Genomic DNA, 26,854 nt, shown 5'->3' on the forward strand with positions numbered 1-26,854 from the left:
GTTCGAACCTGCTCATCAACGGTGGGACGTCGGCCAGTAACGCGCAACAGGGCCTGGGTCAGGTCGGCAGCGACGCGCAGCAGGGACTTGGCCAGGTTGGCACCGACGTACTGGTCAACGGCGGCACCGCGGCCAGTAACGCGCAGCAGAACCTCGGCGAGTTCGTCGGCAACATCCTGGGCGACTAGTCCGAATTCGATTGAGGCCGGGCAGCGGGTGAGTTCTCCCGCTGCCCGCCGTCRTGTCTGGGCCAGATGGCGCCGCGCGGTGATTGATCTGAGCATTTGCTGATCTCAATCCGGAAGTGGGCGCGTGTGCCGGTGCTATCCCGGAAAATCTTTGCGAACGAGAACTTTTGCCAAGATTGCAGCAAAACTGTCTCCGGGCCAACTCGGCAGTCGGCATCCGCTCATCGTCGAATGACGCTGGCGTTTCGCGTTGGCCTTCATAATCGCAGTTCTATGGCTAGCCGTCTCGCCTTTCAGCTGTTGCTGGCGTAGTTCGACTGATTGCCGGCGAGCTGTGAGCTTTGTGTCTTGCGATCTTGCACGGTGTATTGCTGAAGTTCGAAGTCCGTGTCAGGCAAAGGATAATCCCCGCGGTTACGGTTTCGTGAAATTTTGTCCCGGGTATGCGGCGGGTGCGTCGGTTGACGCAGAAGTGGTTCGCACCTATTTGCTGAAGGAGATAGTCATGGATCGCAATCGTCTGGATATGTCGACGACTCTGAAGGGCGCGGCGCTTGCCGGGGCCGCCGCTGCGGTGTCCCTCGGAATCGCGGTGGCGGGCGCCGGAACCGCCGCTGCGGACACCGACGACAGCGGCAGCACCGCGGCGCGGCAGAGCGCCACGAGTAGCAGCTCCAACCCCAGGGACTTCGGAAGCAACCTGGTGAGAAACCTCGGCAAGTTCGGCAACAATCTGGTCCAGAACACGGGCAAGGTCGGGAGTAACGCTCAACAGCAGCTCGGGAAGGCCGGGACCAATGCGTTGATCAACAGTGGGACGGTCGCCAATAATCTGGTGGACAACGTCAGCGAGACCGGTGGCAACGTATTCGGGAATGCCAACGAGGCCGGCAGCAATCTGGTGGGGAACGTCGGTGACACCGGCAGCAATCTGGTGGGCAATGCCGGTGAGGCCGGGTCCAATCTGGTCGGTAATGCCGGTGAGGCCGGCGGCAACCTTGTTGACAACATCGGTGACCTGTTCGACTGATTCAGCTCACTCGCGAAAGGGCAGTGGCATCCGCCGCTGCCCTTTCGCGTGGCCGCCCCGGACCTTGCTGCTTTTGCCCGCTCGTCGACCTGCCTGTACCTGCTTCGGACGGGCGCGACCCCGTGTTCCCGATGTGGTTTGCTGTCGGGTCGGGACGAGGTGCCGTGGCGTAATTGCCGCAGGCGTCACGGCGATCCGGCCGGTAGCGCCAGCGGCCCGCAGCGGTGCTCAAGTGCCTGGTAACCGCTTTATTATCCACATCGTAAATACTTGCTGTGTTTCATGATCACGGTATTGCCAGTTCAGGGGCCTACCGGTCGGAGCTGCTCAGGATTGATAGCCAGTCCGCGGGGTAGCTCCCAGCAAAGCGAAATCTGGACAAAACCGTGATCATTCGTGCGTGATTCGTCCCCTTAGGTATGATCTGCGACACACTTTTTGTGTTAGCTTCAGCTTGTTCGTTCGGTATTTGCTGGAGGGAGACGAATCATGGATCGCAACGGGTCGGGGAAGCCCGAAATGATCAAGGGGATGGTGCTGGCAGGCGCCACCGCAACAATGTGTCTCGGAGTGGCCCTCGCGGGCGCCGGGACGGCGTCGGCCGACACAAGTGCCGCCGATGCGCATGTCGCCGCGCAGCAGCGCAACGCCGGAGTAAGTGCCAACGCCATCACACCCGAGGACGTCGGCGAGTTCGGCGACAACCTCGTGCGTAACCTCGGCCGCTTCGGAAGCAATCTGCAGCGCAACGCCGGGCAGGTGGGCAGCGACGTGCAACAGGGTCTCGGCCGCGTCGGGACCAATCTGTTGGTCAATGGCGGCACCTTCACCGACAACGTGGTGCAGAACGCCAACCGGACCGGTAATGATCTGGCGCGCAACGCCGGGACCGCGGGCCGCAACCTGGTCCGCAATATCGGCAACCTGTTCCGCTAGCGACATCGGGAGGGTGGCGGTGTGGCGCTGCTGCCCTCCCGATGCACGTCGCTCGCTCTAGCTGCCCAGCACCTCGTCCATCATGTCGACCACGGCAGCGATGTGCGGTTCGCGCACGATCGACATATGGGTGCACTCCAGATGCTGGATGGTCAGATCGCCCGTGATGATTCGCGGCCACAGCCGAGGATCGTCTTTGTTGAGGTGGCTGAGAACAACCAGCGCGCGTCCGGACCAAGGTTGCGGGACGTACCGTAAACCGGTCATGATGCCGACTTCCTCGATCGCCGCCGTCCTGCGCTGATCGTCGCCGACGAACAGGCCGGCCAGCGGCACCTTCTTCTGGTGCGCCCACCAGGATCTGATATCGGTCGGCATGGTCTCCTGGAGCGTGACCCTGACATCGGGTAGTCCGGCGCCTGCCTGCCGGGCCGCCTGCGGTGACAGCCACGGGTCCAACATCACGAGCAATTCAACTGTCTCCCCGGCGTTCTGCAGCAACCGAGCTGCTTCCAGCGCGATATGGGAGCCCAGTGAGTGGCCGACCAGGATGTACGGGCCGCATGGCTGGACCCGGCGCACATTGCCGACGTGGCGGCGGGCCGCGGCTTGCACCGACAGGTCAGGGATCGCACGCTTCTCCAGCCCCTTGGGCTCCAGGGCGTACACCGCCGTCTTGTCGCCGATGCGCTGGGTGAACGGCACGAAACACAGCGAAGAAGCGCCGGCCCCGGAGAAGCAGAAGAGCGGCGTGCCAACGGTATCGGCCGATATCGGTCGTAGCGCCACTGTGGTCGGCGTCAGTGCCGGGCCACCGGAGCTGGTGAGCTTCTGCGCGAACTCGGCCACCGTCGGCGCACCGGCAAGATCCGACGGGTTCAGTGTGGCGCCGTGCACCTCGGTCACACGCGCGAGCATTTGCGTCACGCTCAGCGAGTCCCCGCCGAGTGCGTAGAAGCCGTCGGTCCGCCCCACGCTCTCGATGTGCAGCACCTCGGACCACAGCCGCGCGACGGAGGTTTCCTGTTCTCCACGAGGAGGATCGAACTCCGGTCGGCCTACGGGCGGCAGTGCCGTCCGGTCGATCTTGCCGCGGTCACCACGCGGCAGTGCGCCGAGCACCGTGATGTAGGCGGGCACCATGTACGCGGGCAGGTCSCGGTGCAGGCGGGCGCGCAGCTCGGCCACGGCCGGAGTGCGGGCATCGGGGTCGGCGGCCACATAGGCGGCCAGGGTCGGGGTACCGGTGGTGTCTGCCACCACGACGGCCTCCCGCACGTCGTCATAGCCCAACAGCGTGGATTCGATCTCCGAGGGCTCGACCAGATAACCCCTGATCTTGACCGTGGCATCTGCTCGGCCGGACAGCACCAGGTTGCCGTGTTCATCCCAGCGCCCCATGTCGCCTCCGGCGTAGGTCCGCGACCCATCAGGATGGACCGCGAATGCCGCGGCTGTGGCCTCCGGATCCAAATACCCGCGGGCCAGATGGCGTGAGGTGATCGACACCGCGCCGGCTGCGTCGATGTCGATATGCTTGTGCGGGGCGGGAATTCCCACCGGTATGACGCCGTGCGGCAACGGAGCGCCGGGCGGGATGTCGTAGCTCGCGATGGCCAAGGTCTCGGTCGAACCCGCCCAATTGGTGAACACCGCGTTCGGGGCGAGTTCGCGCGCCAACCGTACGTGGCGGGCGTGCGCCGCTTCGCCGGTGGTCACGATCCGCTCCACCGAGGGCAGGGTGGCGCCGCGTGCGGCGGTGTGCAGTGCGTCGACGAACGCCGGTGTGCAGGCGATCGCCTGTGCGCCCGTATCGGTGATGCGTTCGAAAGCCTTGCGTGCGGAATGCTTCTGAGGGTCGATGGCGATGACCTCGGCCCCGCCCAGTAGGGCGGCGATGAGCACGTTGAGTCCTGCTGCGAAGCTGATCGGCAGGCATAGCGCGACCTTGCGGCCGTCGCGGAGGCCGAAGCGGTCATTGAGCAGTTGAGCGTCGGCGAGCCACAACCCGTTCGGGTGCAGCACCGCCTTGGGCGTGCCGGTGGACCCCGAGGTGAATTGGATGCTCGTGACATCGTCGGTGTCGGCATCTGCGCCCAGGTCTGCATCGACGTCGGCGCTGCCGGGCACCGCGTCCGGGATTTGCACCGGCCATGGCTGGTAGCCGTGCTCGATGAGAATCGACGAGATCTTCTGCGCGCGGTTCGCCGGCATCGCCGGGTCCAGTGCCACCACGGGGATGCGGGATGCGAACAAGCCCAGCACGGTCGCAACGGTGGCGGGAGTCAGCGGTGCGGGCAGCACGGCGGCACGGGGCTCATCGCCTCGGGGGTGCATCTGCGACGTCAGCGCTGCGCCGAGCAGGTCGCGATAGGTCACCGATTCGGTTGCGGTGCTCAGGGCCACCTGGTCCGGCCGGCTGCGGGCGGTCGCCGCGAAATGGGCCGCCACCGAACGGTGTTCGAGTGGGCGGTCATCCTGCGCGGGGTCCTGGGCGATCGGTTCCGACGCGGTGGTGGCGGGCTCGGCTGGGCGGGCCGTCGCGTTGCGGCGCTGCGGTCGCTGGGCGAGGACGGCGGCGGCGGCGAGCGTGACGCTGATCACTGCCGCGAGGCTGGCGGCACGTCGGGCACGACCGTCGGGACAGGCGGGCACGACCGCCGATGGCGTCCTGATTGGGGTGTCGCGCACATTGCCCGCCCGTCGCAGAATGCGCGTGACCTGCGCCGTCGGCGTCGATGCGGGTGTGCTGGGGTGTTTGCTGAAATAGCGCATCCGGTACCAGTTGACGCTGTCGAACATGTCGGCCCTCCGGCCCTGCTGAACTGACCTACTCGGGTGTAGAAACTTCGGGCAGGCTAGCCTAACTGTGAGATTCCTGGTAATTGTGGGTTCCGTCGCGTGCGAACCGTGCAGATCTGCGCTGATGAAACGTGCCGAAGGTGATCGTTCACAGTGACTTCACAGGTTCTGCTCGCGCGCGACCGCCGGCAATCGGCCTCGGCGTGGGCAGGCGACAGGGAAGCAAGGCTGGAATTGTCTGAAACGTCAGTCATCCGGGGTGAAACCCACCGCGGGTTCGCTGGAGTACTGGAGCAGGGGTGTCCCTGACGATGACAACCCTCATTGCGAGGTCGCGCTGATGCTCGCCTTCGTCACCACGTTGCGGCACCCGCACAACTCAGCCGACTACGCCCGCGTCGAGGTGCTGTTGCAGGACACCCTGGCCTCGATCACCAGGCAGACATGCGACGACTACGTGGTCATCGTCGTCGGCAACCGCAGGCCGTCCTTCGCCCTGCCGGCGCGCACGCATTTCGTCGAGGTGGATTTCGCGCCGCCGTCCCTGGACGGCGCGCCGCAGACCGGGAAGGCCCCCGGGGTGTGGGACAAGGGCACCAAGGTCGGCGTCGGGCTGATCGCCGCACGGGCATTCGACCCGGAATACGTCATGCAGGTCGACGCCGACGATTTCGTGCACCGCGACCTGGTCTCGTTCATCAGCAGCCATCCCGGTCACCCCGGTTGGGTACTCAAGCGCGGTGTCATGTATTCGCGGGCCCGCAACTGCTACACGTTGCAGCGGAAACTCTTCCGGATCTGCGGTAGCTCCTTCATCGTCCCGTTGCACGCGTACGAGGTGCCCGAGGAACTCACCGTGACCGCGTCCCAACAGGAGATCGCGGCCGCGTTCGGTGACGGGCTGGAAGAGGTCCTGGGCAATCACCGGTACTCACTGGAGTGGTGGCAGGAACGCGGGCGGGCACTCGCGCCGCTGCCGTTCACCGGCGCGGCGTACCACGTGGACACCGGTGAGAACCATTCGGGAAACGAGCTGCTCGGCCCCGCCCTGCCGTACCGACCGCACCTGGCGCGCGACTTCGGCATCAATGCCTCGAAGGGCGCGGTGTCCACCGTGTGGTCATCGGTCGGGCCCGCCGCACTGAAACCCGACCTTCCGCCGCGGCTGCCGTCCTTCATCTCCCCGCGGCCGAGAACGCCCTATCTGCAGGGATACTCGCCGCCGGGCTGACACCCGTCAGCGTGAGCAGTCCAGCGACACCGTGATGGTGCGCTTCACCACGATGGGCACGATCGCGTTGCGGTCGTTGAACCCGTCCACGTTGACCAGACGCCTCTGCTCCTGTACGTGGCCGATATCGGTGACCTCGCATTCATGGAGCGGGGCGCTACCCAGGCGATTGACGCGGACGTCGAACCCCTGGGCCTCCAACTGATCGATGGTGAGGTTGGCGGACTCGGCGTTGGCCGGCGCTGCGGTGGCGGCCAACACGCCGAGGGCGGCGGAGACGATGACAACGGAGAATGCGATGCGCATGACCGTTCCTTCCTGGTGGTGATCGGTTTCGATGGGTCGATCGTGCTGCCCGGGACGGTGACGCCGCTTGGAGCTGACGTGGAGATTGTCTGGAGATCCCCCGCAGGGCGCGGCGCAGCGATAGCGTGAATCCGTCACGGCACATCGGACGGGAGACCAACATGCGAGCCGAAACCTCGTCGGGCTGTAGGCCTGAACCACCCGCCAAGCCCGGGCGGCGGCTCGCAGTACTGCTGGTGGGGCTGCTCGTCGGGCTGTTCGGCACCGCAATGCTGGCCCCGGCGACCGCCGCGGCGGACGGCGAGACCTACACCATCGCCACCGACACGACCTTCGCGCCGTTCGAATTCCAGGACGCCGGCGGCAATTTCGTGGGTATCGACATGGATCTGATCCGGGCGATCGGCGAGGACCAGAACTTCAACGTCGACATCAAGCCCCTCGGTTTCGACGCAGCGCTCCAGGCGGTGCAGGCCAACCAGGTCGACGGTGTCATCGCAGGCATGTCGATCACCGACGAGCGCCGCAAGGTGTTCGACTTCTCCGAACCCTATTTCGAGTCCGGAATCCAGATGGCGGTGCTCGAGGACAACGAGGACATCACGTCCTACGAGGACCTTCGCGGCAAGCGGGTCTCGGTCAAGAACGGCACCCAGGGCGCAGATTTCGCGGACTCGATCAAAGATCAGTACGGCTTCGAAGTGGTCTCTTTCGCCGACTCGTCCACCATGTTCGACGAGGTACGAACCGGCAACTCGGTGGCGGCCTTCGAGGACTACCCGGTGTTGCTCTACGCCATACAGCAGGGCAACGGCTTCAAAACCGTGACGCCGAAAGAAGATCCGACCGGGTACGGGTTTGCCGTCAACAAGGGGCAGAACGCGGAACTGCTGCAGAAGTTCAACGCCGGGCTGAAGAACCTCAAGGCCTCCGGCCGCTACGACGAGATCCTGTCGACCTACCTGGGCGAGGGTGCGGCCACCAGCGACAGTTCGTTCTTCGGGCTGATCAAGAGCACCGCACCGATGCTGCTGGCCGGCCTGAAGATGACGATCATCCTGACCGTGTCATCGATCTTCTTCGCGCTCATTCTGGGCGTGATCTTCGGCTTGGCCCGGGTGTCCCGGTCGATCTGGCTGCGCGCCATCGGCACCACGTTCGTCGACATCTTCCGCGGTACACCGCTGATCGTGCAGGCGTTCTTCATCTACTTCGGCATTCCCACAGCGCTGGGCTTCCAGATGTCGGCGGTGACAGCAGGCATCATCACGCTCTCGCTCAACGCCGGCGCCTACATGACAGAGATCGTCCGCGGCGGCATCCTCGCGGTCGACAAGGGGCAGATGGAGGCCGCCCGCAGCCTCGGCATCGGATACCTGCCCACGATGCGTAAAGTGATTCTGCCGCAGGCCATCCGCACCATGATCCCGTCCTATATCAACCAGTTCGTCATCACGTTGAAGGACACCTCGATCCTGTCGGTGCTCGGTATCGCCGAGCTCACGCAGAGCGGCCGGATCATCATCGCGGGCAACTACAAGGCCTTCGAGATGTGGCTGATCGTGGGCATCATCTACTTCATCGTCATCATGGCGCTGACCAAACTCTCGGACCGACTGGAAAGGCGGCTCGTGAAATGAGTGAACTGGTAACAGAATCCGCGGCTACCGAGCCGGCTGGCACCGTCAAGATCCGCATCGAGGGCCTCAAGAAGTCCTTCGGGGAACTCGACGTGCTCAACGGTATCGACACCACCATCAGTCACGGGGAGGTGGTCTGCGTCATCGGGCCCTCGGGTTCCGGCAAGTCCACCTTTCTGCGGTGCCTCAACAAGCTTGAGGACATCACCGGGGGCAAGGTGACCGTTGATGACTACGACCTGACCGACCCGAAGGTCAACCTGGACAAGGTGCGACAGCACATCGGCATGGTGTTCCAGCACTTCAACTTGTTCCCGCACATGACCGTGCTCGACAACGTCACGCTGGCGCCCCTGCTGACCAAGAAGATGGACAAGGCCGCCGCCGAGAAGAAGGCGCGTGAACTGCTCGCGCAGGTCGGTCTGGCGGAGAAGGCGGACGTGAAGCCGTCGACGCTGTCGGGTGGGCAGAAGCAGCGCGTCGCCATCGCGCGGGCGCTGGCGATGAACCCGTCGATCATGCTGTTCGACGAGGCCACCAGTGCGCTGGACCCGGAGATGGTGGGCGATGTGCTGGAGGTGCTGCGCGCACTCGCCTCCGGTGGCATGACGATGGTCGTGGTCACCCACGAGATGGGCTTCGCCCGTGAGGTGGCGTCCCGGGTGCTGTTCATGGACGGCGGCAAGATCGTTGAGGACGCCGAACCCGCCGAACTCTTCGACAACCCCAAACACCCACGGTTGCAGGAGTTTCTGTCAAAGGTACTCTGACGGTTAGTGCCTCTGAGAAAACCGCCCGCCGGCAACCCGGTCTGGCTGCCTGCAGTGCTGCGCGGCGAAGGGCTGGAGCCTGTCGAATTTCCCGGCTGGCGCGACCGCGGCCACGGCACGTTCAAGGACATCCGCGGGGTGATGGTGCATCACACCGGCTCGGACCGGGCCACTGCGGCATCCATCGCCACCGGGCGCACCGATCTGGCCGGGCCGCTGTCGCAGCTGCACATCGCCCGTGACGGCGCGGTCACCGTGGTGGCCGCCGGGGTGGCCTGGCACGCGGGTGTCGGGATGTATCCGTGGGTGCCGGCGAACATGGGTAACTGGCACCTGATCGGCATCGAATGCGCCAACAGTGGGACCAGCCCGTCGGCGTCGCATCGCAGGAACTGGCCGGACGCACAGTATTTCGCGTTGGTGCGTTGTTGTGCGGCGATCAACCGGCACTTGGCGCAGACGTCGGCGCGCACCATCGGGCACAAGGAGTACGCGGGCCGTACCCAAGGCAAATGGGATCCCGGTGCCATCGACATGGACGTCCTGCGCCGAGATATCACCGAGCAGATCAGGCCGGACTTCGCCGCGATGCGCAGGCCGCGGCCACCGGTGCCGGTCGGCGAGTACGCCGGCATTCTGCTGCACCGTGGCAGCGCGGGCCCGCAGGTGGCCGAACTCCAGCGCAGACTCAAGGCCGCTTATGCCGCTTACGCCGGGGATCTCGTCGTCGACGGGGTGTTCGGTGCCGAGACCGAGGTCGCCGTGCGCGAATTCCAGCGCCGTTACCGCGGACTCACGGTCGACGGGATCGTCGGCCCGGCGACGGCTGCGGCGTTGCGGCTCCGGATCCTGTGATCAGGGCTGGCTGGTGAGGTAACCGCCGCGGCGGAAGAACTTGTCGCCGGAGTGCTCCGCCCCGTCGGCCGAGCGCACCCGGGTGATCACCAGGCCGAGGTTGCCACCGCGGTAGGCCTGCGGCCCGGACACCACCGCGCCTCCGCCCTCCTGCACGATCACCCGTCCCGGCGTTCCGCCGTAACGGATTTCGGAGACCTTGGCCTCAAGGATCTCGATCCGCTCGCCACGGTAGTGGGTGAAGGCGGCGGGGTAGGGGGCCGAGAGCGCCCGGACCAGCCGCTCCAGATCTTCGGCGGGCCAGGTCCAATCGATCAGGCTGTCGCGCTCGGAGCGCTTGTGGAAGTAGGTGCGGGTCGCCTTGTCCTGCGTTCGCCACTGCGGCTTGCCGGACTCCAGGGCGGTCAGCGCTTCCTTCAGTGCACCCGGGATGAGGTCGATGCCCCGCTCGACCAGTTCGGTGCCGGTGTCGCGCGGCCCGATGGGCAGTGAATGCTGAACCAGGACGTCGCCGGTGTCGAGGTTCTCGTCCATCCGGTGCACGGTCAGGCCGATCTGGGATTCGCCGCTGATCAGCGACCAGATGACGGGGGAGAAGCCGGTGCCCTTGGGCAACAGCGAGTCGTGCAAGTTCAGGGTGCCGTGCGGCGGCAGGTTGTAGAGCTCCGGCGGCATCCAGGTGTACCAGCTGTTGACCACGATGACGTCGGGCTCGGCGCGCTTCACCAAGTCGATGGTGTCGTGGTCGACGCGCTCGGTGAGATGAACCGGGATGCCGTAGCTACGGGCGAGGTCCTCGACCGAATCCGAGAAGATGCCCTTGTAGGAATCGTCACTGGCCGGATGGGTAACTGAGAGTGCGACCTCGTGTCCGAGCTCGACGAGGGCCTGGAGGGTCTTGACTCCCCATGTCTGGAAGCCGAACGAAACGATGCGCATAACCCACTGACCTCGCTGAATATCACTCTGTCTCGTCCGTGGGACGGATGTCCCGCGCGGAATGTCAAAGACAAGTTAGCAGATTAACTAAGCCTTAGCTAAGTCAACGCTGTGCGTTAGCTGTGCCCGGCCGCATGCGCCGGAGACATCAAGATCGTTTTTGCTCGATTCGCACCATCCCGACATGAACACCAGGTCATGCCGGGTGGGCGGGCGCGCTAACCCCGGGTGATCGAGTTCCCGCTGCCGGACTCGCTCACCTGGGGTTCGCCGGTGCGGTAGGTGATCTTGTTGTCGAAGCCCGAGACGGCGATCTCCCGGGTGGACTCGGTGGTGACGATGTTCTCGAAGCCCGACACCGTGACGGCGGTGCAATGGCCGGTGATGTCGACGGTGTTGTTCGCCCCGCTGATGATCACGATGTTGTCGTTGCAGGTCACCGATTTGTTGGTGCCGATGCCGCTGATGGTCAGGGTGGTGCCCGGTTCCGCAGGCGAGTCCGACGGGGGCTCGGCGATGTCGGTCGGAATGGTGATGATCGTCGGCAGGGACGGCAGGACCGGCGCCTCGGGCCCGTCGGTCAGCACATCACCGCCGCCGGCGATCCCTGGTGTCTCGGGTGCCGAGGTGTTCGCGTACAGGAAGTACGCTGCCGCACCGCCGGCGAGCAGGAAGAGGACGAGCACGATCGGCACGATCGCCATCCACGGCCGGAACCCGGAAGCTGACGGGCCGGTCGGGTACGGGGCGGGGTATCCAGTGACGTATGGATCAGCGCCATAAGGGTTTTGGCCGTACTGCGGCGGGCCGTACTCGGGCTGGCCATAGGGCCGTTGTCCGTACTGCGGCTGGAAGTAGGGCGACTGGTCCGGCCACTGCTGAGTCGGGGGCGGAAGCAGCGGCGGTGGTGGCGCGGAGTATCCGGCACCGCGACTCGTAGGACTTGCGTTCTCGGAGCCGAGTTCGGTGGGCTCCAGCGCACGGATCCGGGCTTCCGGGTCGTCCTGCGGGTTCATGGGCAGATGGTCGCATATCCCGGGGTGATGCGGTGGGCAGGAGCGCAATACGCCTGCGGCGCCGGAGCCACCGAGGGGTGGTTCCGACGCCGCAGGTTTCTGCGCCGAGCCTTATGCCGATACCGGGACCTTGCCCGATGCCGGTTCTTTGGCCCGGTCCGAGTGATCGTCGAGCATGGTGAGTTCGTCGAACGGATCATGTCCGCCCAGAACGGCATCCACCTTCTCGCGATCGATCGTCTTGGTCCACGACCCCACCAGCATGGTGGCGACCGCGTTGCCGGAGAAGTTGGTCAGCGCGCGGGCTTCCGACATGAACCGGTCGATTCCGACGATCAGGCCGACGCCGTCGAGCAGATCGGGGCGGTGCGCCTGCAGACCGCCGGCCAGCGTGGCCAGCCCGGCGCCGGTGACACCGGCTGCGCCCTTGGAGGCCACGATCATGAACACCAGCAGGCCGATCTGTTCGGACACGCTCAGCGGATCTCCCAGTGCGCCGGCGATGAACAGCGATGCCATGGTCAGGTAGATCGCGGTGCCGTCCAGGTTGAACGAGTAGCCGGTGGGAACCACCACGCCGACGGTCGTGCGGTCGACGCCGAGGTGCTCCATCTTGGCGATCAGTCGCGGCAGCGCCGATTCCGAGGAGGACGTCGAGACGATGAGCAGGTATTCGCGGGCCAGGTAGCGCACCAGCTTGAAGATGGACACACCTGCCACCACCCGCAGCAGCGTTCCGAGCACACCGAACACGAAGATGGCGCAGGTCAGATAGAAGCCGACCATCAGGGTCATCAGCTGTCCGACCGCGGCCCAGCCGGTCTGCCCGACCACGTTGGCGATGGCGCCGAACGCGCCGATCGGGGCCAGCCACAGGATCATCACCAGGACCTTGAAGACCAGCTTCTGCAGGTGTTCGATACCGCGCAGGATCGGATCGCCCGCAGATCCGAGGCCCTGGATCGCGAAGCCGACGAGCAGCGCGATGAACAGCGCCTGCAGCACGCTTCCCTCGGTCAGCGCCGAGAACATCGAGGTCGGGATGATGCCCTGGACGAAGTCCAGCAGACCGCCGGCCTCATGGGCCTTGTCGGCGAGTTCGGCACCCTTGCCCGCGGTGTCGGTGACATTGAGTCCCTCACCCGGGTGCAGCAGGTTGCCGACGACGAGGCCGATGGCCAGTGCGAACGTGGACATCGCGAGGAAGTAGACGAAGGCGAGACCGCCGACCTTGCCGACCGTCGCGGCCTTGCGGACCGAACCGATGCCCAACACGATGGTGCAGAAGATGACGGGCGCGATCATCATCTTGATCAGCGCGACGAACATGGTGCCGAGCACGCCGACGCTCTTGCCCACATCGGGGGCCAGGATGCCGACGGCGACGCCGGCGACGACCGCGATGATCACGGCGATATAGAGCCAGTGGGTACGGTCCCGTTTGGTTTTGGATGGACCCTGTGGCGGGGCGTCCTGCGGCGGCATCGCCGGGGACGGTGGCTGGGAAGTAGTCATGTAAGGATGGTCCGGTACGGCGTGAGCCAGGTCACGTTTTTGTTCATTTCGTTCACGGGAGGGTGCGCCGGGGCCCATCGGGCCGGCGTCAGCGCTCGCGGGTGCCGAGGTGATCGAGCAACCGCCGCTCGGCGTGGTCGAGGTGTTGATCGCCGAGTTGTGCCGCACGCTGAGCGTCACCGTGGACGATGGCCTTCAAGATCGCATCGTGCTCAGCATGGATCTCAATGGGGTCGAGCAGGTGGTGGCTCTGAACCTGTCCTAGACACAGGCGCATTTCGTTGACAACGAGGCAGTGCGCGCGGTCTAGATGTGGGCTKCCCAGACTCCCGACTAGATCAGTGTGCAACCGGATGTCAGCCTCTACGACGGTGACGAGGTCGCCGTCTTCGGCGGCACGCTTGAACGTCTCGTGCGCGGTCGCGACCGTGTCGGAGAGTCGACGATCCCGTGCGAGTAGGGCGTAGGCGTGACTCTCCAGGAAGCGGCGCGCGAAGTAGAGATCCCTCACCTGTTTCTCGTCCAAGATGGGCACTCTCGCGCTGCGGTGAGCAGTGCGCTGTAGGAGGCCTTCGGCCACGAGGTGCTCTATCGCGGCTTTGGCGGTCTGTCGCGCGACCCTGTAGTCGCTGGACACCGAGGCTTCGGTCACCGGCCGACCGGCGGGGATGTCGTCGGTGAGGATGCGCTGGCGCAGCGAGTCGATCAGCGCTTCCCCGACGGACTGCGTCTTGAGTTCGAACGACATACCAACGGTCCTTTCAGCGCACGTGAAGTCACAGAATATCTGCGAGGTAGCAAAATCGCTGACGAGGCAACTTGATCACTGTGATAACTTGACGAACAATCGTGAGACGGAGGACACATTGGAATTCACTCGGATCGTGCTCGCGCCCGACAAGTTCAAGGGCAGTCTGTCCGCTGAGGAAGCGGTCGCCGCGATGATCCGCGGATGCGCTGACGTGGGCGCAGCGAAAGTGGCCGTTCCCCTCGCCATCGCCGATGGAGGCGACGGGAGCGTTGACGCCGCACTGCGGTCCGGGTGGACCCAGAAGCGCATGCCCAGTGTTGATGCCTGGGGCCGACCGATCACTGCCCGCGTCGCGGTCAATGACGCGAAGGCGATCATCGAGGTGGCAACGATCTGCGGAATGAGTGGTGCTCGTTTGACGCCTGCCGATGCGCTGGCCGCTACCAGCATGGGCGTCGGCGTGGTCATCCTCACCCTGCTTGACGAGGGCTTTCGGAACATCACCGTCGGACTTGGCGGCAGCGTGACCACCGACGGTGGCGCGGGAATGCTCACCGCGCTGGGCGTACGACTGCTCGACGCATCTGGTGAACCGGTCGGGGTGGGCGGTGCGGCCTTGCCGTTGGTCACCCGTGTCGACATCAGCGGCGTGGACCCCCGACTGGCCGCCACGCAGTTGACGATGGCGTGCGACGTCGACAGCCCCATGGTCGGCCCGGACGGGTCGGCCGAGGTGTTCGGCCCTCAAAAAGGTGCCGACGACAGCGGCGTTCGATTGCTGTCCTTGGCGCTGAGGCATCTGGCCGGCGCGGTCGAGCCAGCCCTCGGGAAAGTTGGCCTGCACCGGGCGCCCGGCTCCGGCGCGGCCGGCGGCCTGGCGTGGGCCGGAATGTTGATCGGTGCCGAATTACGTTCCGGTGCAGAGCTCTTCCTGGACATGCTCAGTGCACGCGACGTGCTCGCCGACGCCGATCTGGTGCTCACGGGGGAAGGGAGTCTTGACTCCCAGAGTCTGCGAGGCAAGGGGCCGGTCATGGTCGCAAGGCTGGCCGCCGACCTTGGCGTGCCCGCGCTGGCCATTGTGGGCACCAATCGTCTTGACCAAGCCGAAGACAACGGCCCATTCGCCGATGTGGTGGCGATCGACCAAATGGATCAACGGTGCGCCGAAGACTCAGCACTGACCGCCCACCTGGTCCGTCACGCCGTCGCGAAGGCGTTGGACCGCTTCGCTTCGAGCCAGCACATCGAATTCGAAGGAGCCCGCTGATGCAACGGCCTTGGAGCTGTGACACGTTTGTCGCGTTGCCCGGTGCGACCCGCACGGGGGCGACGATCTTCGGTAAGAACAGTGACCGCCCTGCCGGCGAGGCCCAACCCTTGCGGCGGAGGGCGGCTCGTAGCGCAGGTGACCCGTTGCAGCTGGCCTACGTGACCATCGACGATGCCGACGCCTACGCACACGTCGGGTCTGCGCCGTTCTGGTGCTGGGGATACGAGATCGGGGTCAATGAGCACCGAGTCGCAATCGGCAACGAGGCGCTGTTCACGCGCTCCTGGGCGGCGGCCGTGGCCGCAGATCGCGGCGGAAGCGGTCCCGAGCCCGGGTTGCTCGGTATGGAGTTGGTTCGGCTGGGCCTGGAACGCGGCGCCACCGCACGAGAAGCGCTCGGTGTGATGACCGATCTGCTCGAGCAATACGGGCAGTGGGGTTCGGCGGTCGTCGCAAAGGACCACGGTCCGGGTTCCTACGACAATGCGTATCTCATCGCAGACCCAACTGAGGCGTGGATCCTCGAGACGGCAGGCACCGAGTGGGCGGCACGGCACGTGACGCAGGGCACCTATGCCATCAGCAACGAGATCTCGATCCGCGCGGATGCAGACTCCACCAGCGAGGGTCTTCGCCGGCGGGCAGTCGATGCCGGATGGTTTCCGGCCGGTCAGACCTTTGACGTAGCCGACGCTTACACCGATCCCGGCACCCCGTTGCAGATCTCGCACATCCGTCGGCGACGCGCTGAGGCAATGCTGACGGCTGCGCGCGAACGGGGCGGATTGGACGTGGCCGGGGCGTTCGCAATTCTGCGCGACCATCTGGAGGGAACCTTCCTGGGGGGACCAAATTTCGACGCGTCCCGGCCGGACTTCCTCACCCTATGCATGCACGAGCATCCGTCGGGCTTCACATGGGGAAACACAGCCGCATCGCTCGTCGTCGAACTGCACGACGACCCACGGCGGCCCGTCGCCCTGTGGTGGTGCCCCGTTACTCCGTGCACCGGCGTGTACCTACCGTTCTTCGTCGACGCGCCTCGGCTCCCCGCCGGAGTGCAGTTGCCGATGGCCGGGGCCAACTCGTGGGACCCGCGGCGGAGTTCACCGGCGACGTTCGATTCCGCGTCCTCGTGGTGGCAGTGGCAGCAGCTTCTGGACGCAGCCAAGGACCCCGCGAGGAACGACTTCATCGGCCGCGCGAAGGTCATTAGGACTGCTTTCGATCCGCTTGAAACTCGTTGGCACGGCGCAATCCATGCGCTTTCGACCGATCCGCGGGACCTCGAGGCGTTCACCAGGGACTGCCACGACACTGCCACCGCCATCGTGGCAGATCTACTCAAGTTCTTCGATGCCGACCTGGACCTGCCGATCGACCCGCGTTGGGCGCCCGCGACTTTCGCTTAACCACCTTCATATCAGTTAGATGCGTCACTGCGCCGAATCAGCGCCTGAAGCAAGGAGTGCCATGTCAATACGCAACGTCTTCCGTGGTCCAGAGGCCTCGATTGACGACCAGATCGAGAGCTATGCGATTGATCGCGTGCCCGACAACAAGAGGTGGCCGATACYGGCCATTAGCCTCGTGCTGCTGGGCAACGCCACAGCAATGTTCTTCTTCTCGTTCGGGGCCCAACAGACGTTCCTGGTGGGCTGGCCATTGATGCTGCTGCCTATCGGCTACTTCTTCTTTGGTGCCATCCTCATCGGCGCGCTGACGATGCGCATGGCGAGCCGAGAGGGCTTGTCTCAGAGCCTAATTTCACGCGGACTTGGCTTCGGCAGCCGTGGGGCTGCGGTGACGTCGTTCATATACGCAATCAACTTCGTCTACTACTTCTTGTTCGAGGGCACAATCGTCTCGCACGCCCTGGCGTACTACTTCGACATCCCCATCGGCTCGCTCGCCGGCATCGCGATCTTCGCGTTGATCGGCCTGGTAACCATCGGCTTCGTGTGGCGCGGCATGTACGCGATGTCCGCGCTACAAACCTGGGGATTTCCCATCTTCATCGGCCTGCTGGTGTGGGCGTTGATTGAATTGGGCTCTAAGCACGACATAGTGGGCCCGAGCGGTTGGGCCGCCACCGGAATGTCGGGCGGGGCGGCATTGTGGACAGCAATGAGTTTTGCCAACGGGCAGATGATCTTCCAGGGTCTGATGGCCACCGACTACGGCCGGTTCGCCAAACGCACCATCCGCTACCGTGGCACGTCGTCGATCATGCTGCTCGAACTCATCCCGATGTTCGCCATCATCTTCCTCGGAGCGATGCTGGGCGCGTCACTGGTCGGAGAGTTCGGCGAAGAGAAGGCGCAGGATCCTGGCTTCGTATTCGTTCATCTGATGGGCCTTGCGGGCGTTATCTTTGTGCTGATCACCCAGATTCGAATCAACGTGATGAACCTCTACGGCGGGTCCATCACGCTGTCGAGCGGGTTCGACGTGATCGCCCACTTCCGGCCCGGCCGTCCCTGGTGGATGTTCGCGGTCTGGCTGTTCGGGGTGGTGTTCTACGCCACCAACGTGATCAACCACCTGGGCACGTTCCTCGCCATCACCGGGGTACTCACGAATACATGGGTGCTGATCATCCTGGCCGACTACTTCATCTGCCGGCGCTGGCTCAAGCTGGGTCGCACCGAGCAAATTGAGTACCGCGAGGGTGAGGTGCGGGAATGGAATCCGTGCGGCCTGACTGCGTTGGGCGTCGCGGTACTCATCGGTGCCCTTGGGATTCTCGAGGTGTATCCCGTTGCCTACGCATCATTCGTAGCGATGTTCGTCGGTCCGGTGATTCACATCGCCATGACCGCAGCGACGAAGGGCCGGTACTACACCCCGGCTGGCGAGCCAGAGAAATTGGTCTCGCAGCGTCGGGAATGACCCGCACGACGTTGGTCGGCCGCCCAATGTGCGAGAGGTGCCGCGACTCCTGGAGAGTTGGCCACCGACCGTTCACGAGGCGCTTCCTGTATCAGTTGCGGCCTTCCTCCCCGTAACCTCCACTTGGGTAGAGGGTTCATTTCGTTCAGTGGCGACGTCAGCGGAGGTGCGATGCACAGACGTCCGGCCCCGTGGCCGCGCTCACTGGCGGGCCAGGCGATCGCGCTGCAGATCCTGGTGATCGCGGTGATCGTGGTGGCCGGCAGTGGGCTGGCGCTGCTCGACGCACGCCAGGACGGTGACGCCGCGGCTGAGGCGCAGGTACTGGGTATCGCCACCTCGCTGGCCGATTCGCCGTCGACCGCTCAGGCGATCGTGGACGGCCACGCGACGGCGACGCTGCAACCGGTCACCGAACTGGTGCGCAGGCACACCGACATCGCGTTCATCACCATCATGGCGCCCGACCGCACCCGCTACACCCATACCGACCCGACCCAGATCGGCGGCGATTACCTCGGCAACATCGAACCGGCCCTGCACGGTGAATCGTTCACCGAGGTGTACACCGGCACGCTGGGCCCCTCGATCCGCGCGGTGGCGCCGGTGCACGATGCCGACGGCCGCGTCATCGGCCTGGTCGCCGCCGGCATCCTGCAGCAGAGCCTGGCCGAGCGGTGGCGCGAGCAGTGGGCGGTGATCGCGGCGGTGGGCGTTGTCGCCCTTACCGTTTCGCTTGTCGGGGTGTGGGGGATCCGTCGCAGGTTGCTGCGTCAGACACGCGGGCTGCGTCCCGACGAGCTGAGGGTGATGTATGACCACCACGATGCGATCCTGCACGCGGTCACCGAAGGTCTGATCGTGCTGGACCGCGCCGGGGTCGTGCTGGTCAACGACGAAGCCCGCCGGTTGCTGGCGCTGCCGCCGGGGCCCGTGTCGGTCACTGATCTGCCGGGGTTCCTGCAGGTCGCCGATCCCGGGGTGCGCGACGAATTGCACGTCACCGACGAGCGGGTGCTGGTGGTCAACCGCGCGAAGGTGCCAGACTCGGGCAGCGAGGTGGTGACCGTGCGGGACCGCACCGAATTGCAGGGCGCCCTTGGCGAACTCAGCTCCCTGCAGGTACTCACCGACTCCCTGCGCGCACAGGCGCACGAGTCGGCGAACAAACTGCACACCGTGATCACCATGGTCGAGATGGGTCGCCCGCAGGATGCGGTCGCGGTGGCCACCAAGGAACTTGAGCTGTCCCAACGGCTGGTGGACCGGCTGTCGGAGGCGGTCAGTGAACCCGCGCTGGTGGCGCTGCTGCTCGGTAAGACCGCCCAGGCCGACGAACGCGGTATCGCGCTGACCGTCACCGAGGACACCCAATTACCTTCGGATGTCGCGCTGACCGGGCAGGAACTGGTGACCGTGCTGGGTAACCTCATCGACAATGCGATGGATGCGTGCGACCGGGACGACCCGTGGGTCGAGGTGACGGTGACCCAGGACGCTGATGCTCTGCGAATCATCGTGGCCGACAGCGGTACCGGGATGGACGCCGACGTGTTCACCCAGGCGCAGCGTCGGGGGTACTCGACGAAGAACGCCGACGGGCACGGCATCGGGCTGGCGCTGGTGGCGCAGGTGGTGCACCGCCACGGCGGGACGTTGAGCACCGATGTGACCTACGGATCGGTGGTCTCGGTGGTGATCGACCTGTGATCAGCGTGCTGATCGTCGAAGACGATGTGCTGATCGCCGAGGCGCATCGCACCTATCTCGCTCGCCTGGAAGGCTTTTCGCCGGCGGCGGTGGTGCACACCGCGCGTGACGCCATGCGGACGGCGGCCGCCGCGGCCGAGGCCGGGGAACCCATCGACCTGGTGCTCCTGGACCTCGGCCTGCCCGACGCCAGCGGGATCTCACTGGCCTCCGGGTTGTCTGGGCTGGCGCCCGCCCCGGACATCATCGCCATCACCTCCGAGCGCGACCTGGAGATGGTGCGCGCCGCCGTCTCGCACGGGGCGCTGGCCTATCTGCTCAAGCCGTTCACTTTCGCCGCCTTCCGGGACCGCATGGAGCGTTATCGCCGCTACCGCACCGCGCTGCCCGCGGGTACCGAGGCCGCCAGCCAGGCAGAGGTGGACAGGGCGATGGCCGAGCTGCGCATCGGCGCCGACCGGGCGGCTGCGCCCAAGGGCGCGGCCCCACAGACCACCGACGAAATCGCCAGGGCCGTCCGCGACTGCCCGGCCGGACTGACCGCCGATGAGGCCGCCGCGCAGGTCGGGGTGTCCCGGGTGACCGCCTGGCGCTACCTGGAACGCCTCGCTGATGAGGGCACCGTTACGCGTCACACCGACTACGGCAAGGCCGGGCGGCCCAAGACCCGCTATCAGTGGCGCTGAAATAGTCTTTACCGTCAGCCCTGACGGTAATAGGTAGTCTGTGGGCATGGCCGAATCCGAACCCAAGCCGCACCGTGCCCGTCGGGCCGACAGTCGCGCGCTGATCTTGGACGCGGCCGTRCAGGCGTTGGTCAGCCACGGGTACGCCGGCGCGAGTACCGTGGTCATCCAGCGTCTGGCGGCTGTCTCGCGAGGTCGCCTGCTGCACTACTTCCCGTCCCGCGAACAACTGCTCGTGGCGGCAGCCCAGCGCCTCGCTGCGGAGCGCATCGGAGAAATGGAACTCTGGTTCGAGAGTGCGCCGACCATCGAGGCCGACGGGGTCGAGCGTATCGACTACGCTGTTGCCCTGCTGTGGAAGACCTTTCGGCAACCCTACTTCTGGGCAGCCATGGAGCTGTGGCTGGCCGCCCGAACGGATCCGGTCTTGCGTAGTGAGTTGGCGGCCTCCGAGCATCGGCTCGGGCGGGCAATCGAAAACGTCATCGCGACAATGTTCGGTCCGTCGCACAGCAGTCACCCGGCCTTCGCCGACACCCGTGATCTGCTCTTCACCAGCATGCGGGGGGTGGCACTCACCTATGCGATCGAGGACCGCGATCCTGATGCCGACCCGCACCTGCAGCGGTGGCAGGGTCTGGCGCGGACCCTGCTGGCAGAGACCGGCAATAACAGTCAGAACTGACTGTTATTGTGGCGTGGTGACCTCAATCCCGCGCACTCAGGACCGGATGACCCACGATGTCTGGCTGCCCGATGAGATCGTCGAGTTGCGGACCGAGGCCCGTGCCGCGGTGCAGCGCCAGGTGGTGCCGCACGCTCGCGAGATCGGCGAGCGCGAGGAATCGGCAGACAGCTTTCCGTGGACGGCCTTTCGCGGACTCGCCGACGAAGGAATGTTCGCCGTGCCGTTCGGGCCCGAATATGGACGCGGATTGAGCCACCCGATGCTCKGCACCTGCACCGTTGCCGAGGAGATCGCCTACCACTCGTCATCGCTGGCGGGTGTGTATGACGGCCAGTGCATCCTGGTCCCGCAGACCCTCGCCTTCGCCGCCGAGGAATTGCGCTCTCGACTGATCCCCGAACTGATCAGCGGAAGGGTGGCGTTCGCTTTCGCGACCACCGAACCCGACTCCAGTTCGGACCTGACTCCGCAGCGTCTGCACACCGTGGCGGAAGAGGTCAGCGGCGGATTTCTGCTCAACGGCCGTAAACGCTGGATCACCAACAGCGTGGTCGCCGGTTGGGTGTCGGTGCTGGTGCGGGCGGGTGCCGACGGCGATCGAGCGTCGATGCTGCTCGTCGACCTGTCCTCGCCCGGTGTCCGCGTCGGCGCTCCGGATCTCAAGATGGGTCACCGCGGCCAGATCACCGCCGACATCGTGTTCAGCGATGTGCATGTGCCGCGAGTCAATCTGCTCGGAGAAGTCGGCGGCGGGATGAGCGTCGCACTGTCGTCATTGGTACGCGGACGGATCGGCATCGGCGCAGCCGGTGTGGGGGTGGCGCAGGCCGCGCTGGACTTGGCGGTCCACCGACTGCAGACCCGGCAGGTCTTCGGCAATCCGCTGGGGGCCATGCAGCACTGGCAGTTTGTGATGGCGCAACGCGCCACCGAGATCGAGTGCGCCCGCACGCTCTATCAGAAAGCGGCGACGCTGATAGACCGCGGCCACCGTAGCGCCGAACCGGAAGCCGCGATGGCCAAGGCCTACGGCACCAGGCTCGCCAATGATCTGGTGCGTGAAGCAATTCAGATCCACGGCGCGGTGGGATTCGCCCGGCGGGTATCGGAGAGCGGCGAATCAGTGCGTTTGGAGGAGATGTACCGCGACGCGAAAATCCTGGAGATCTTCGAAGGTGCCAACGAGTTGCAGCAGTGGATCATCGCACGTCAGCTCATCGGCCGGGATGTCACCGGCTGACGCGGAGCGCTGGGCCTACCCGCATCCGGGGGCGCTTCAGGTATCAACTCGGCAAATACTTCGTGTGCTGCCAGCAAATTGATCGGGCCGGTTTTATGATTTTCCGGACCGGTGTCCGAAAGGCTTGCTGTGCACACGACTGGGATGTATCGGCGGTTGTTCCTGCTGGCCGCGTCGGCGGTGTTGCTGCCCGTCGCGCCGCCGGCTCTCGCGGCGCCGGAATCGGCGGAGAACTCGGCCACGGTCACGGTCAACACCGGTAGCCGGGACCTGAACGTGCGCTCGGCGCCGTCGACGACGAGTCAGCGGGTCGGCAGCATCCGGGACGGCGCCCGGATCACCATCACCTGTTACACGCGCGGGACGGTGTTCAACGGTGGCCCCTACGACATGTCCACCGATCTGTGGAATCGGTTGGCCGACGGTGGCTACGTCACCGACGCGATGCTGGACACCGGGTCGGATGACCCGGTTGTGCCACCGTGCGCCACCGAATCGATGCGTCCGGCAGAGCCGCGGGCCACGGGCAGAACCGTCGACAGCAACCCCGCCGACGAGGGGTCCGCGCTGTGGGGTGCCATGGAGAAGTGGTACTTCGCCTCCGGCAAGCGGTCCTATCCGGCGGTCGACGGCGCGCCACGGGACCTGGCCGCGTCGGCGCGGTCGGCAGGGTGGACCGTCGTCAAGGAACCCCGGGACCGCGCGCTGGTGGTGATACCGCCCGGTGTGCTGGACGCCCCGGACGCCGGCCACGTCGCGTGGGTGGACGCCACCTCCAGCCGTGCCGACGGGCTCTACCTGCGCATCACCGAGATGGCCGCGGCCGACAGGGCGCCGCACATCTGGTCRGGCCGCACCGTGCAGGCCGTTCCGGAGCTGTCCTACATTCTGCTGCCCTAGCGCACCGCTAATTTGTCAGCTATGTCAATACGGACCGGCACCGGTGCGGCTTTCATGATCGCCAAAGTTTGCTGACGTGTCGGCTGTGATCTGCGTTTCACTTTCCCGGCAAGGTCTGAGAATTCTTTGTGTGACGGGTGGGGTTTCCGGTCTGGCGTCGGTTAGCTGAACAGGCAAATGGGCAGTTGAGCGGCGCACGATGAGTTGCCACAGGCAGGTCACAACTGCATAACGATATTTTCCTGAGGGATGTCTGAGAGGTTAACCGCCGGCGACCACGGGGAGCGCCCATCGTCCGGATTGGGTACGTTCTTTCGTCGCTAGACTCGGTCCAAACGCGTTCAGCTCGAGCGCTGGCGACTGAATCAAGTGCCGGGATAGTCATCCGGCGGAGGTGTCGAAAAGATGGCAAGTGTTTTCGTGCGCGCCAATGCGGCCGCGCTCAACGACTCGCAGACCGCTTTCGCGGGTTCGGTCGCGGTGGACCGCGGCCCGATCGCCGACCTGGCAGCCAATGCCGACTCCATCGTGGTCGCCAACTACGGCGACGACAGCGTGACGGTGCTCCGTCCCGACAGCGCCGGCGCACCCGCCGTGGTGCCCGTCGACGGTGAGCCCTTCGCGGTGGCACTGACCGATGATCGCGCCTTCGTGGTGAGCAGCGACATCGAGGCCGACATCGTCCAGGTCATCGACACCCGCACCAACTCGGTGGTGGGCAACTACCCGCTGGCCCTCTCGGTCACCGCGGTGACGGCCGGTCCCGACGGCAAGCGTGCCTATGCCGCCCGCGCCGGACACGACCATGTGGACGTGGCCGTCATCGACATCACCGCCGACCGCGTCGRCACCGTCGACATCGGCGCAGGCGCCGGTTCCACCATCGATGCCCTCACCGTCGACCCGTCCGGCCGACGGCTGTACGTGGCCGTCACCACCAGTCGGGGTAGCCGGGTGGTGGTCGTCGACACCGAGACCGCCAAGGCACGCAAGTCGATCGCCTTCGGCGCGCCCATCCGGGACCTGGCCGTCTCGGCCGACGGCAACGTCTACGCGCTGACCTCCGATCTGCAGGCCCGCGGTGTCATCGAGGTCATCGACCCGAAGACCTTCGCGATCACCGCCAGCATCAGTGCCGGCACCCTGCCCATCCAGATGGCGTTGTCCGCCGACGGTGCGCACGCCTACGTCGTCGACTACGACCAGGTCGCGGTGCTGTGCACGGTCACCCATGAGGTCGTGGAGACCATCACCGTCGGCGCCCGTCCGGTGTCCGCCGCGCTGAACGCCTCCGGTGACCGGCTCTACGTCGCCGATGTCGACGGCAGCGTCACCGCTTTCCGGGTGGCCGCACCGGCACCGATGTACTCGCCGTTCGACGCGGTGGCATTCGACGCCGTGCGCGAGCTGGCACCGGCCGGGGTCTGAACTCCGCGGCTCAGCGGTTGCAGTCCAGCGACACCGAAATCGACTGACTGACCACGATTTCCACCAGCTCGCTGTCGCCGTGTGTGCCCCAGCCGTCGTCCTCGACGTTCACCCACCGGGTGACCTGCTGAGGGTTGCGGATGCCGGTGACGGTGCACTGCTCCAGCGGTGCGCTGCCGATCCGGTCGACGTTGACGGTGTAGCCCTGAGCCTCCAGCATCCCGATGGTCTCCAGGGCGGTCTGATCGGCCGCCGCCTGTGGTGGCGGCACCGCCAGCAAGGCGGCGGCGAGCAATCCGGCGGTCACTGTGATCGGACGCATGGCGCGCCCCCTGTCTGAGGTGCTCAAAGTCTTCTGCTTTGTACATCGCCGCCAGATGGTGAATCGTTGCAAACCGGGTCTTCGGGGGCGCTAACATCGCCCGCGTGCTGTCCACCATGCAGAACTGGCCCCTGACCATTGCCGCCATCCTGCGGCACGCCTGCGCGGTGAACGGCGACCGCGTCGTCACCACCGCCACCGGACAGGGCGGATACCGCAGCATCAGCTATCGCGAGCTCGGGGCACAGGTCGCGCAACTGGCCCACGGACTGCGCGGGCTCGGCATCGACGGGGATCAGCGGGTCGCCACCTTCATGTGGAACAACRCCGAGCACCTGGCGGTGTACCTTGCCGCCCCGGCGATGGGTGCTGTGCTGCACACGCTGAACATCCGGCTCTCCGCCGAACAGATCGCCTTCATCGCCAACGAGGCCGAGGACCAGGTCATCGTGGCGGACGCGTCGCTGATACCGCTGCTGGCTCCGGTGCTTCCCCTGCTGAGCACGGTGCACACGGTCATCGTCGCCGGTGACGGGGACACCGGACCGCTCGATGACGCCGACGTGCGGGTGCTGCGCTACGCCGACGTGCTGGAGGGGCAGCCCGGCCAGTTCGACTGGCCTGATGTCGACGAGAACTCCGCGGCGGCGATGTGTTACACCAGCGGGACCACCGGAAATCCCAAAGGCGTTGTCTACAGCCATCGTTCGACGTATCTGCATTCGCTCAGCACCTGCACCGCCAACGCTCTGGATGTCAGCAGTGGCGATGTGGTGTTGCCGATCGTACCGATGTTCCACGCCAATGCCTGGGGGCTGGCCTACGCGGCCCTGATGGCCGGCGCCGATCTGGTGATGCCGGACCGCTTCCTGGACGGTGCCTCGCTGATCGAACTGATCGAGTCGCGCAGGCCCACCGTGGCCGGTGCGGTGCCGACGATCTGGAACGATGTGATGCACTGCCTGGAAAAGAGCCCGGGCCACGACGTTTCGTCATTGCGCCTGGTCGCCTGCGGCGGATCTGCGGTGCCGTTGTCGCTGATGCAGACATTCGAGCGAGAGCACGGGGTGTACATCCAGCAGGCGTGGGGCATGACGGAGACCTCGCCGTTGGCGACGGTGGCCAAACCGCTGCCCGGCGTTGCCGAGGACCGGCACTGGGCGATGCGCATCACCCAGGGCCGACCGATGTGCGGGGTGGAGGTCCGCGTCGTGGACGACGCCGGTGACCCCATGCCCAACGACGGAGAATCGGTGGGCGAGTTGGAGGTTCGGGGACCATGGATCACCGGCGGCTACTATTTGGGCCGGGACGCCGAGAAGTTCGCCGGCGGCTGGCTGCGCACCGGTGATGTGGGCCGTATCGATACCGACGGTTTCGTGACGCTGACCGACCGCGCCAAGGATGTCATCAAATCCGGCGGTGAATGGATCTCCTCGGTGGAACTGGAGAACCACCTGATCGGCCACCCCGGCGTGCTGGAGGCCGCCGTCGTCGGGGTGCCCGACGAGCGGTGGCAGGAACGCCCGCTGGCCGTCGTGGTGCTGGAGGAGGGTGCCGCCCATAGTCCCGAGGAGCTGCGGGAGTTCCTGGCCGACAAGGTGGTTCGCTGGTGGCTACCGGAGCGGTGGACCTTTGTCGAGCAGGTGCCGCGCACCAGCGTGGGCAAGTACGACAAGAAGACCATCCGCGCCCGGCACGCAGACGGTGACTACGAGGTGGTCACCCTCTAGCGA

At 65.6% G+C, this 26,854-nt stretch carries 24 protein-coding genes; 17 read left to right on the forward strand and 7 right to left on the reverse strand.

Annotation, left to right across the window (positions count from 1 at the left end):
* The 3 genes from AC1DTF_RS26115 to AC1DTF_RS26125 form a co-directional block, all read left to right on the forward strand.
* The coding region (locus AC1DTF_RS26115; protein ID WP_477476184.1) for a hypothetical protein at nucleotides 1–188 on the forward strand (188 nt) is incomplete at its 5' end.
* A 505-nt stretch (nucleotides 189–693) separates the two neighbouring features.
* Nucleotides 694–1,218 carry a hypothetical protein gene (locus AC1DTF_RS26120; RefSeq protein WP_477476185.1) on the forward strand — a complete coding sequence of 175 codons (525 nt, stop codon included), beginning with the start codon at nucleotides 694–696 and terminating at the stop codon, nucleotides 1,216–1,218.
* A gap of 489 nt (nucleotides 1,219–1,707) precedes the next feature.
* The gene (locus AC1DTF_RS26125) at nucleotides 1,708–2,154 is read left to right on the forward strand and encodes a hypothetical protein (RefSeq protein WP_477476186.1); all 447 of its coding nucleotides are present in this window, start codon (nucleotides 1,708–1,710) and stop codon (nucleotides 2,152–2,154) included.
* A gap of 57 nt (nucleotides 2,155–2,211) precedes the next feature.
* Here AC1DTF_RS26125 and AC1DTF_RS26130 read toward each other — a convergent pair whose 3' ends face one another.
* Entirely contained in the window at nucleotides 2,212–4,956 is a 2,745-nt protein-coding gene (locus AC1DTF_RS26130; RefSeq protein WP_477476187.1) for an alpha/beta fold hydrolase, read from the reverse strand.
* 259 nt (nucleotides 4,957–5,215) lie between these two features.
* Between AC1DTF_RS26130 and AC1DTF_RS26135 the strand changes: the two genes are divergently transcribed.
* Nucleotides 5,216–6,187 carry a glycosyltransferase family A protein gene (locus AC1DTF_RS26135; RefSeq protein ID WP_477476188.1) on the forward strand — a complete coding sequence of 324 codons (972 nt, stop codon included), beginning with the start codon at nucleotides 5,216–5,218 and terminating at the stop codon, nucleotides 6,185–6,187.
* A gap of 6 nt (nucleotides 6,188–6,193) precedes the next feature.
* On the opposite strand, the gene AC1DTF_RS26140 is transcribed toward AC1DTF_RS26135, so the two are convergent.
* A complete protein-coding gene (locus AC1DTF_RS26140; protein ID WP_477476189.1) occupies nucleotides 6,194–6,493 on the reverse strand; it encodes a hypothetical protein in 300 nt (99 codons plus the stop codon).
* 161 nt (nucleotides 6,494–6,654) lie between these two features.
* Here AC1DTF_RS26140 and AC1DTF_RS26145 point away from each other — a divergent pair, with 161 nt between their 5' ends.
* Genes AC1DTF_RS26145 through AC1DTF_RS26155 form a run of 3 tightly spaced genes read left to right on the forward strand, consistent with a single transcriptional unit; the run spans nucleotide 6,655 to nucleotide 9,758 of the window.
* Nucleotides 6,655–8,133 (forward strand): amino acid ABC transporter substrate-binding protein/permease, encoded by a 1,479-nt coding sequence (locus AC1DTF_RS26145; RefSeq protein WP_477476190.1) that lies wholly within the window; start codon nucleotides 6,655–6,657, stop codon nucleotides 8,131–8,133.
* Nucleotides 8,130–8,903: an amino acid ABC transporter ATP-binding protein gene (locus AC1DTF_RS26150; protein ID WP_057165627.1), complete on the forward strand. Its 774-nt coding sequence runs from the start codon at nucleotides 8,130–8,132 to the stop codon at nucleotides 8,901–8,903. The genes AC1DTF_RS26145 and AC1DTF_RS26150 overlap by 4 nt, the downstream gene beginning before the upstream one ends.
* A gap of 6 nt (nucleotides 8,904–8,909) precedes the next feature.
* A complete protein-coding gene (locus AC1DTF_RS26155) occupies nucleotides 8,910–9,758 on the forward strand; it encodes a peptidoglycan recognition protein family protein (RefSeq protein ID WP_477476191.1) in 849 nt (282 codons plus the stop codon).
* Here the strand turns inward: AC1DTF_RS26155 and AC1DTF_RS26160 are convergent, their stop codons facing one another.
* From AC1DTF_RS26160 to AC1DTF_RS26175, 4 genes are all read right to left on the reverse strand, one after another.
* Entirely contained in the window at nucleotides 9,759–10,697 is a 939-nt protein-coding gene (locus tag AC1DTF_RS26160; protein ID WP_477476192.1) for a methionyl-tRNA formyltransferase, read from the reverse strand.
* 218 nt (nucleotides 10,698–10,915) lie between these two features.
* A complete protein-coding gene (locus AC1DTF_RS26165) occupies nucleotides 10,916–11,713 on the reverse strand; it encodes a DUF3060 domain-containing protein (RefSeq protein WP_477476193.1) in 798 nt (265 codons plus the stop codon).
* A 111-nt stretch (nucleotides 11,714–11,824) separates the two neighbouring features.
* Nucleotides 11,825–13,198, reverse strand: coding sequence for a cation:dicarboxylate symporter family transporter (locus tag AC1DTF_RS26170; protein ID WP_477476204.1), 1,374 nt, complete (start codon nucleotides 13,196–13,198; stop codon nucleotides 11,825–11,827).
* 118 nt (nucleotides 13,199–13,316) lie between these two features.
* Complete coding sequence (locus AC1DTF_RS26175) at nucleotides 13,317–13,976, reverse strand: GntR family transcriptional regulator (protein WP_477476194.1); 660 nt, start codon at nucleotides 13,974–13,976, stop codon at nucleotides 13,317–13,319.
* 88 nt (nucleotides 13,977–14,064) lie between these two features.
* On the opposite strand from AC1DTF_RS26175, the gene AC1DTF_RS26180 reads away from it, so the two are divergent.
* The 9 genes from AC1DTF_RS26180 (at nucleotide 14,065) to AC1DTF_RS26220 (ending at nucleotide 24,796) form a co-directional block, all read left to right on the forward strand.
* Nucleotides 14,065–15,249 (forward strand): glycerate kinase, encoded by a 1,185-nt coding sequence (locus AC1DTF_RS26180; RefSeq protein ID WP_477476195.1) that lies wholly within the window; start codon nucleotides 14,065–14,067, stop codon nucleotides 15,247–15,249.
* Complete coding sequence (locus tag AC1DTF_RS26185) at nucleotides 15,249–16,664, forward strand: C69 family dipeptidase (protein WP_477476196.1); 1,416 nt, start codon at nucleotides 15,249–15,251, stop codon at nucleotides 16,662–16,664. The genes AC1DTF_RS26180 and AC1DTF_RS26185 overlap by 1 nt, the downstream gene beginning before the upstream one ends.
* Before the next feature lie 61 nt (nucleotides 16,665–16,725).
* Complete coding sequence (locus AC1DTF_RS26190; protein ID WP_477476197.1) at nucleotides 16,726–18,144, forward strand: purine-cytosine permease family protein; 1,419 nt, start codon at nucleotides 16,726–16,728, stop codon at nucleotides 18,142–18,144.
* Nucleotides 18,145–18,315: 171 nt separating this feature from the next.
* Nucleotides 18,316–19,854 (forward strand): sensor histidine kinase, encoded by a 1,539-nt coding sequence (locus tag AC1DTF_RS26195; RefSeq protein ID WP_477476198.1) that lies wholly within the window; start codon nucleotides 18,316–18,318, stop codon nucleotides 19,852–19,854.
* Nucleotides 19,851–20,540 (forward strand): response regulator, encoded by a 690-nt coding sequence (locus tag AC1DTF_RS26200; RefSeq protein ID WP_477476199.1) that lies wholly within the window; start codon nucleotides 19,851–19,853, stop codon nucleotides 20,538–20,540. Before AC1DTF_RS26195 ends, AC1DTF_RS26200 begins: the two co-directional genes overlap by 4 nt.
* Before the next feature lie 46 nt (nucleotides 20,541–20,586).
* Nucleotides 20,587–21,225 (forward strand): TetR/AcrR family transcriptional regulator, encoded by a 639-nt coding sequence (locus AC1DTF_RS26205; protein ID WP_057165633.1) that lies wholly within the window; start codon nucleotides 20,587–20,589, stop codon nucleotides 21,223–21,225.
* A gap of 16 nt (nucleotides 21,226–21,241) precedes the next feature.
* Entirely contained in the window at nucleotides 21,242–22,468 is a 1,227-nt protein-coding gene (locus AC1DTF_RS26210) for an acyl-CoA dehydrogenase family protein (RefSeq protein WP_477476200.1), read from the forward strand.
* 144 nt (nucleotides 22,469–22,612) lie between these two features.
* Nucleotides 22,613–23,368 (forward strand): SH3 domain-containing protein, encoded by a 756-nt coding sequence (locus tag AC1DTF_RS26215; protein WP_057165634.1) that lies wholly within the window; start codon nucleotides 22,613–22,615, stop codon nucleotides 23,366–23,368.
* 405 nt (nucleotides 23,369–23,773) lie between these two features.
* On the forward strand, nucleotides 23,774–24,796 hold the full coding sequence (locus AC1DTF_RS26220) for a beta-propeller fold lactonase family protein (RefSeq protein ID WP_477476201.1): 1,023 nt from the start codon (nucleotides 23,774–23,776) through the stop codon (nucleotides 24,794–24,796).
* A 10-nt stretch (nucleotides 24,797–24,806) separates the two neighbouring features.
* On the opposite strand, the gene AC1DTF_RS26225 is transcribed toward AC1DTF_RS26220, so the two are convergent.
* The gene (locus AC1DTF_RS26225) at nucleotides 24,807–25,118 is read right to left on the reverse strand and encodes a hypothetical protein (protein ID WP_477476202.1); all 312 of its coding nucleotides are present in this window, start codon (nucleotides 25,116–25,118) and stop codon (nucleotides 24,807–24,809) included.
* A 104-nt stretch (nucleotides 25,119–25,222) separates the two neighbouring features.
* Between AC1DTF_RS26225 and AC1DTF_RS26230 the strand changes: the two genes are divergently transcribed.
* Nucleotides 25,223–26,851 (forward strand): fatty acid--CoA ligase, encoded by a 1,629-nt coding sequence (locus tag AC1DTF_RS26230; protein ID WP_477476203.1) that lies wholly within the window; start codon nucleotides 25,223–25,225, stop codon nucleotides 26,849–26,851.
* Nucleotides 26,852–26,854: the final 3 nt, after the last annotated feature.

The sequence above is a fragment of the Mycobacterium sp. P4_H6 genome (genome assembly GCF_056400845.1).

Excerpts from the sequence above, each read along its gene's own strand:
- AC1DTF_RS26120 (WP_477476185.1), top strand. The coding sequence starts at position 694 with ATGGATCGCAATCGTCTGGATATGTCGACGACTCTGAAGGGCGCGGCG.
- AC1DTF_RS26125 (WP_477476186.1), top strand. The coding sequence starts at position 1,708 with ATGGATCGCAACGGGTCGGGGAAGCCCGAAATGATCAAGGGGATGGTG.
- AC1DTF_RS26140 (WP_477476189.1), bottom strand. The coding sequence starts at position 6,493 with ATGCGCATCGCATTCTCCGTTGTCATCGTCTCCGCCGCCCTCGGCGTG.
- AC1DTF_RS26145 (WP_477476190.1), top strand. The coding sequence starts at position 6,655 with ATGCGAGCCGAAACCTCGTCGGGCTGTAGGCCTGAACCACCCGCCAAG.
- AC1DTF_RS26150 (WP_057165627.1), top strand. The coding sequence starts at position 8,130 with ATGAGTGAACTGGTAACAGAATCCGCGGCTACCGAGCCGGCTGGCACC.
- AC1DTF_RS26160 (WP_477476192.1), bottom strand. The coding sequence starts at position 10,697 with ATGCGCATCGTTTCGTTCGGCTTCCAGACATGGGGAGTCAAGACCCTC.
- AC1DTF_RS26165 (WP_477476193.1), bottom strand. The coding sequence starts at position 11,713 with ATGAACCCGCAGGACGACCCGGAAGCCCGGATCCGTGCGCTGGAGCCC.
- AC1DTF_RS26170 (WP_477476204.1), bottom strand. The coding sequence starts at position 13,198 with ATGCCGCCGCAGGACGCCCCGCCACAGGGTCCATCCAAAACCAAACGG.
- AC1DTF_RS26185 (WP_477476196.1), top strand. The coding sequence starts at position 15,249 with ATGCAACGGCCTTGGAGCTGTGACACGTTTGTCGCGTTGCCCGGTGCG.
- AC1DTF_RS26195 (WP_477476198.1), top strand. The coding sequence starts at position 18,316 with ATGCACAGACGTCCGGCCCCGTGGCCGCGCTCACTGGCGGGCCAGGCG.
- AC1DTF_RS26225 (WP_477476202.1), bottom strand. The coding sequence starts at position 25,118 with ATGCGTCCGATCACAGTGACCGCCGGATTGCTCGCCGCCGCCTTGCTG.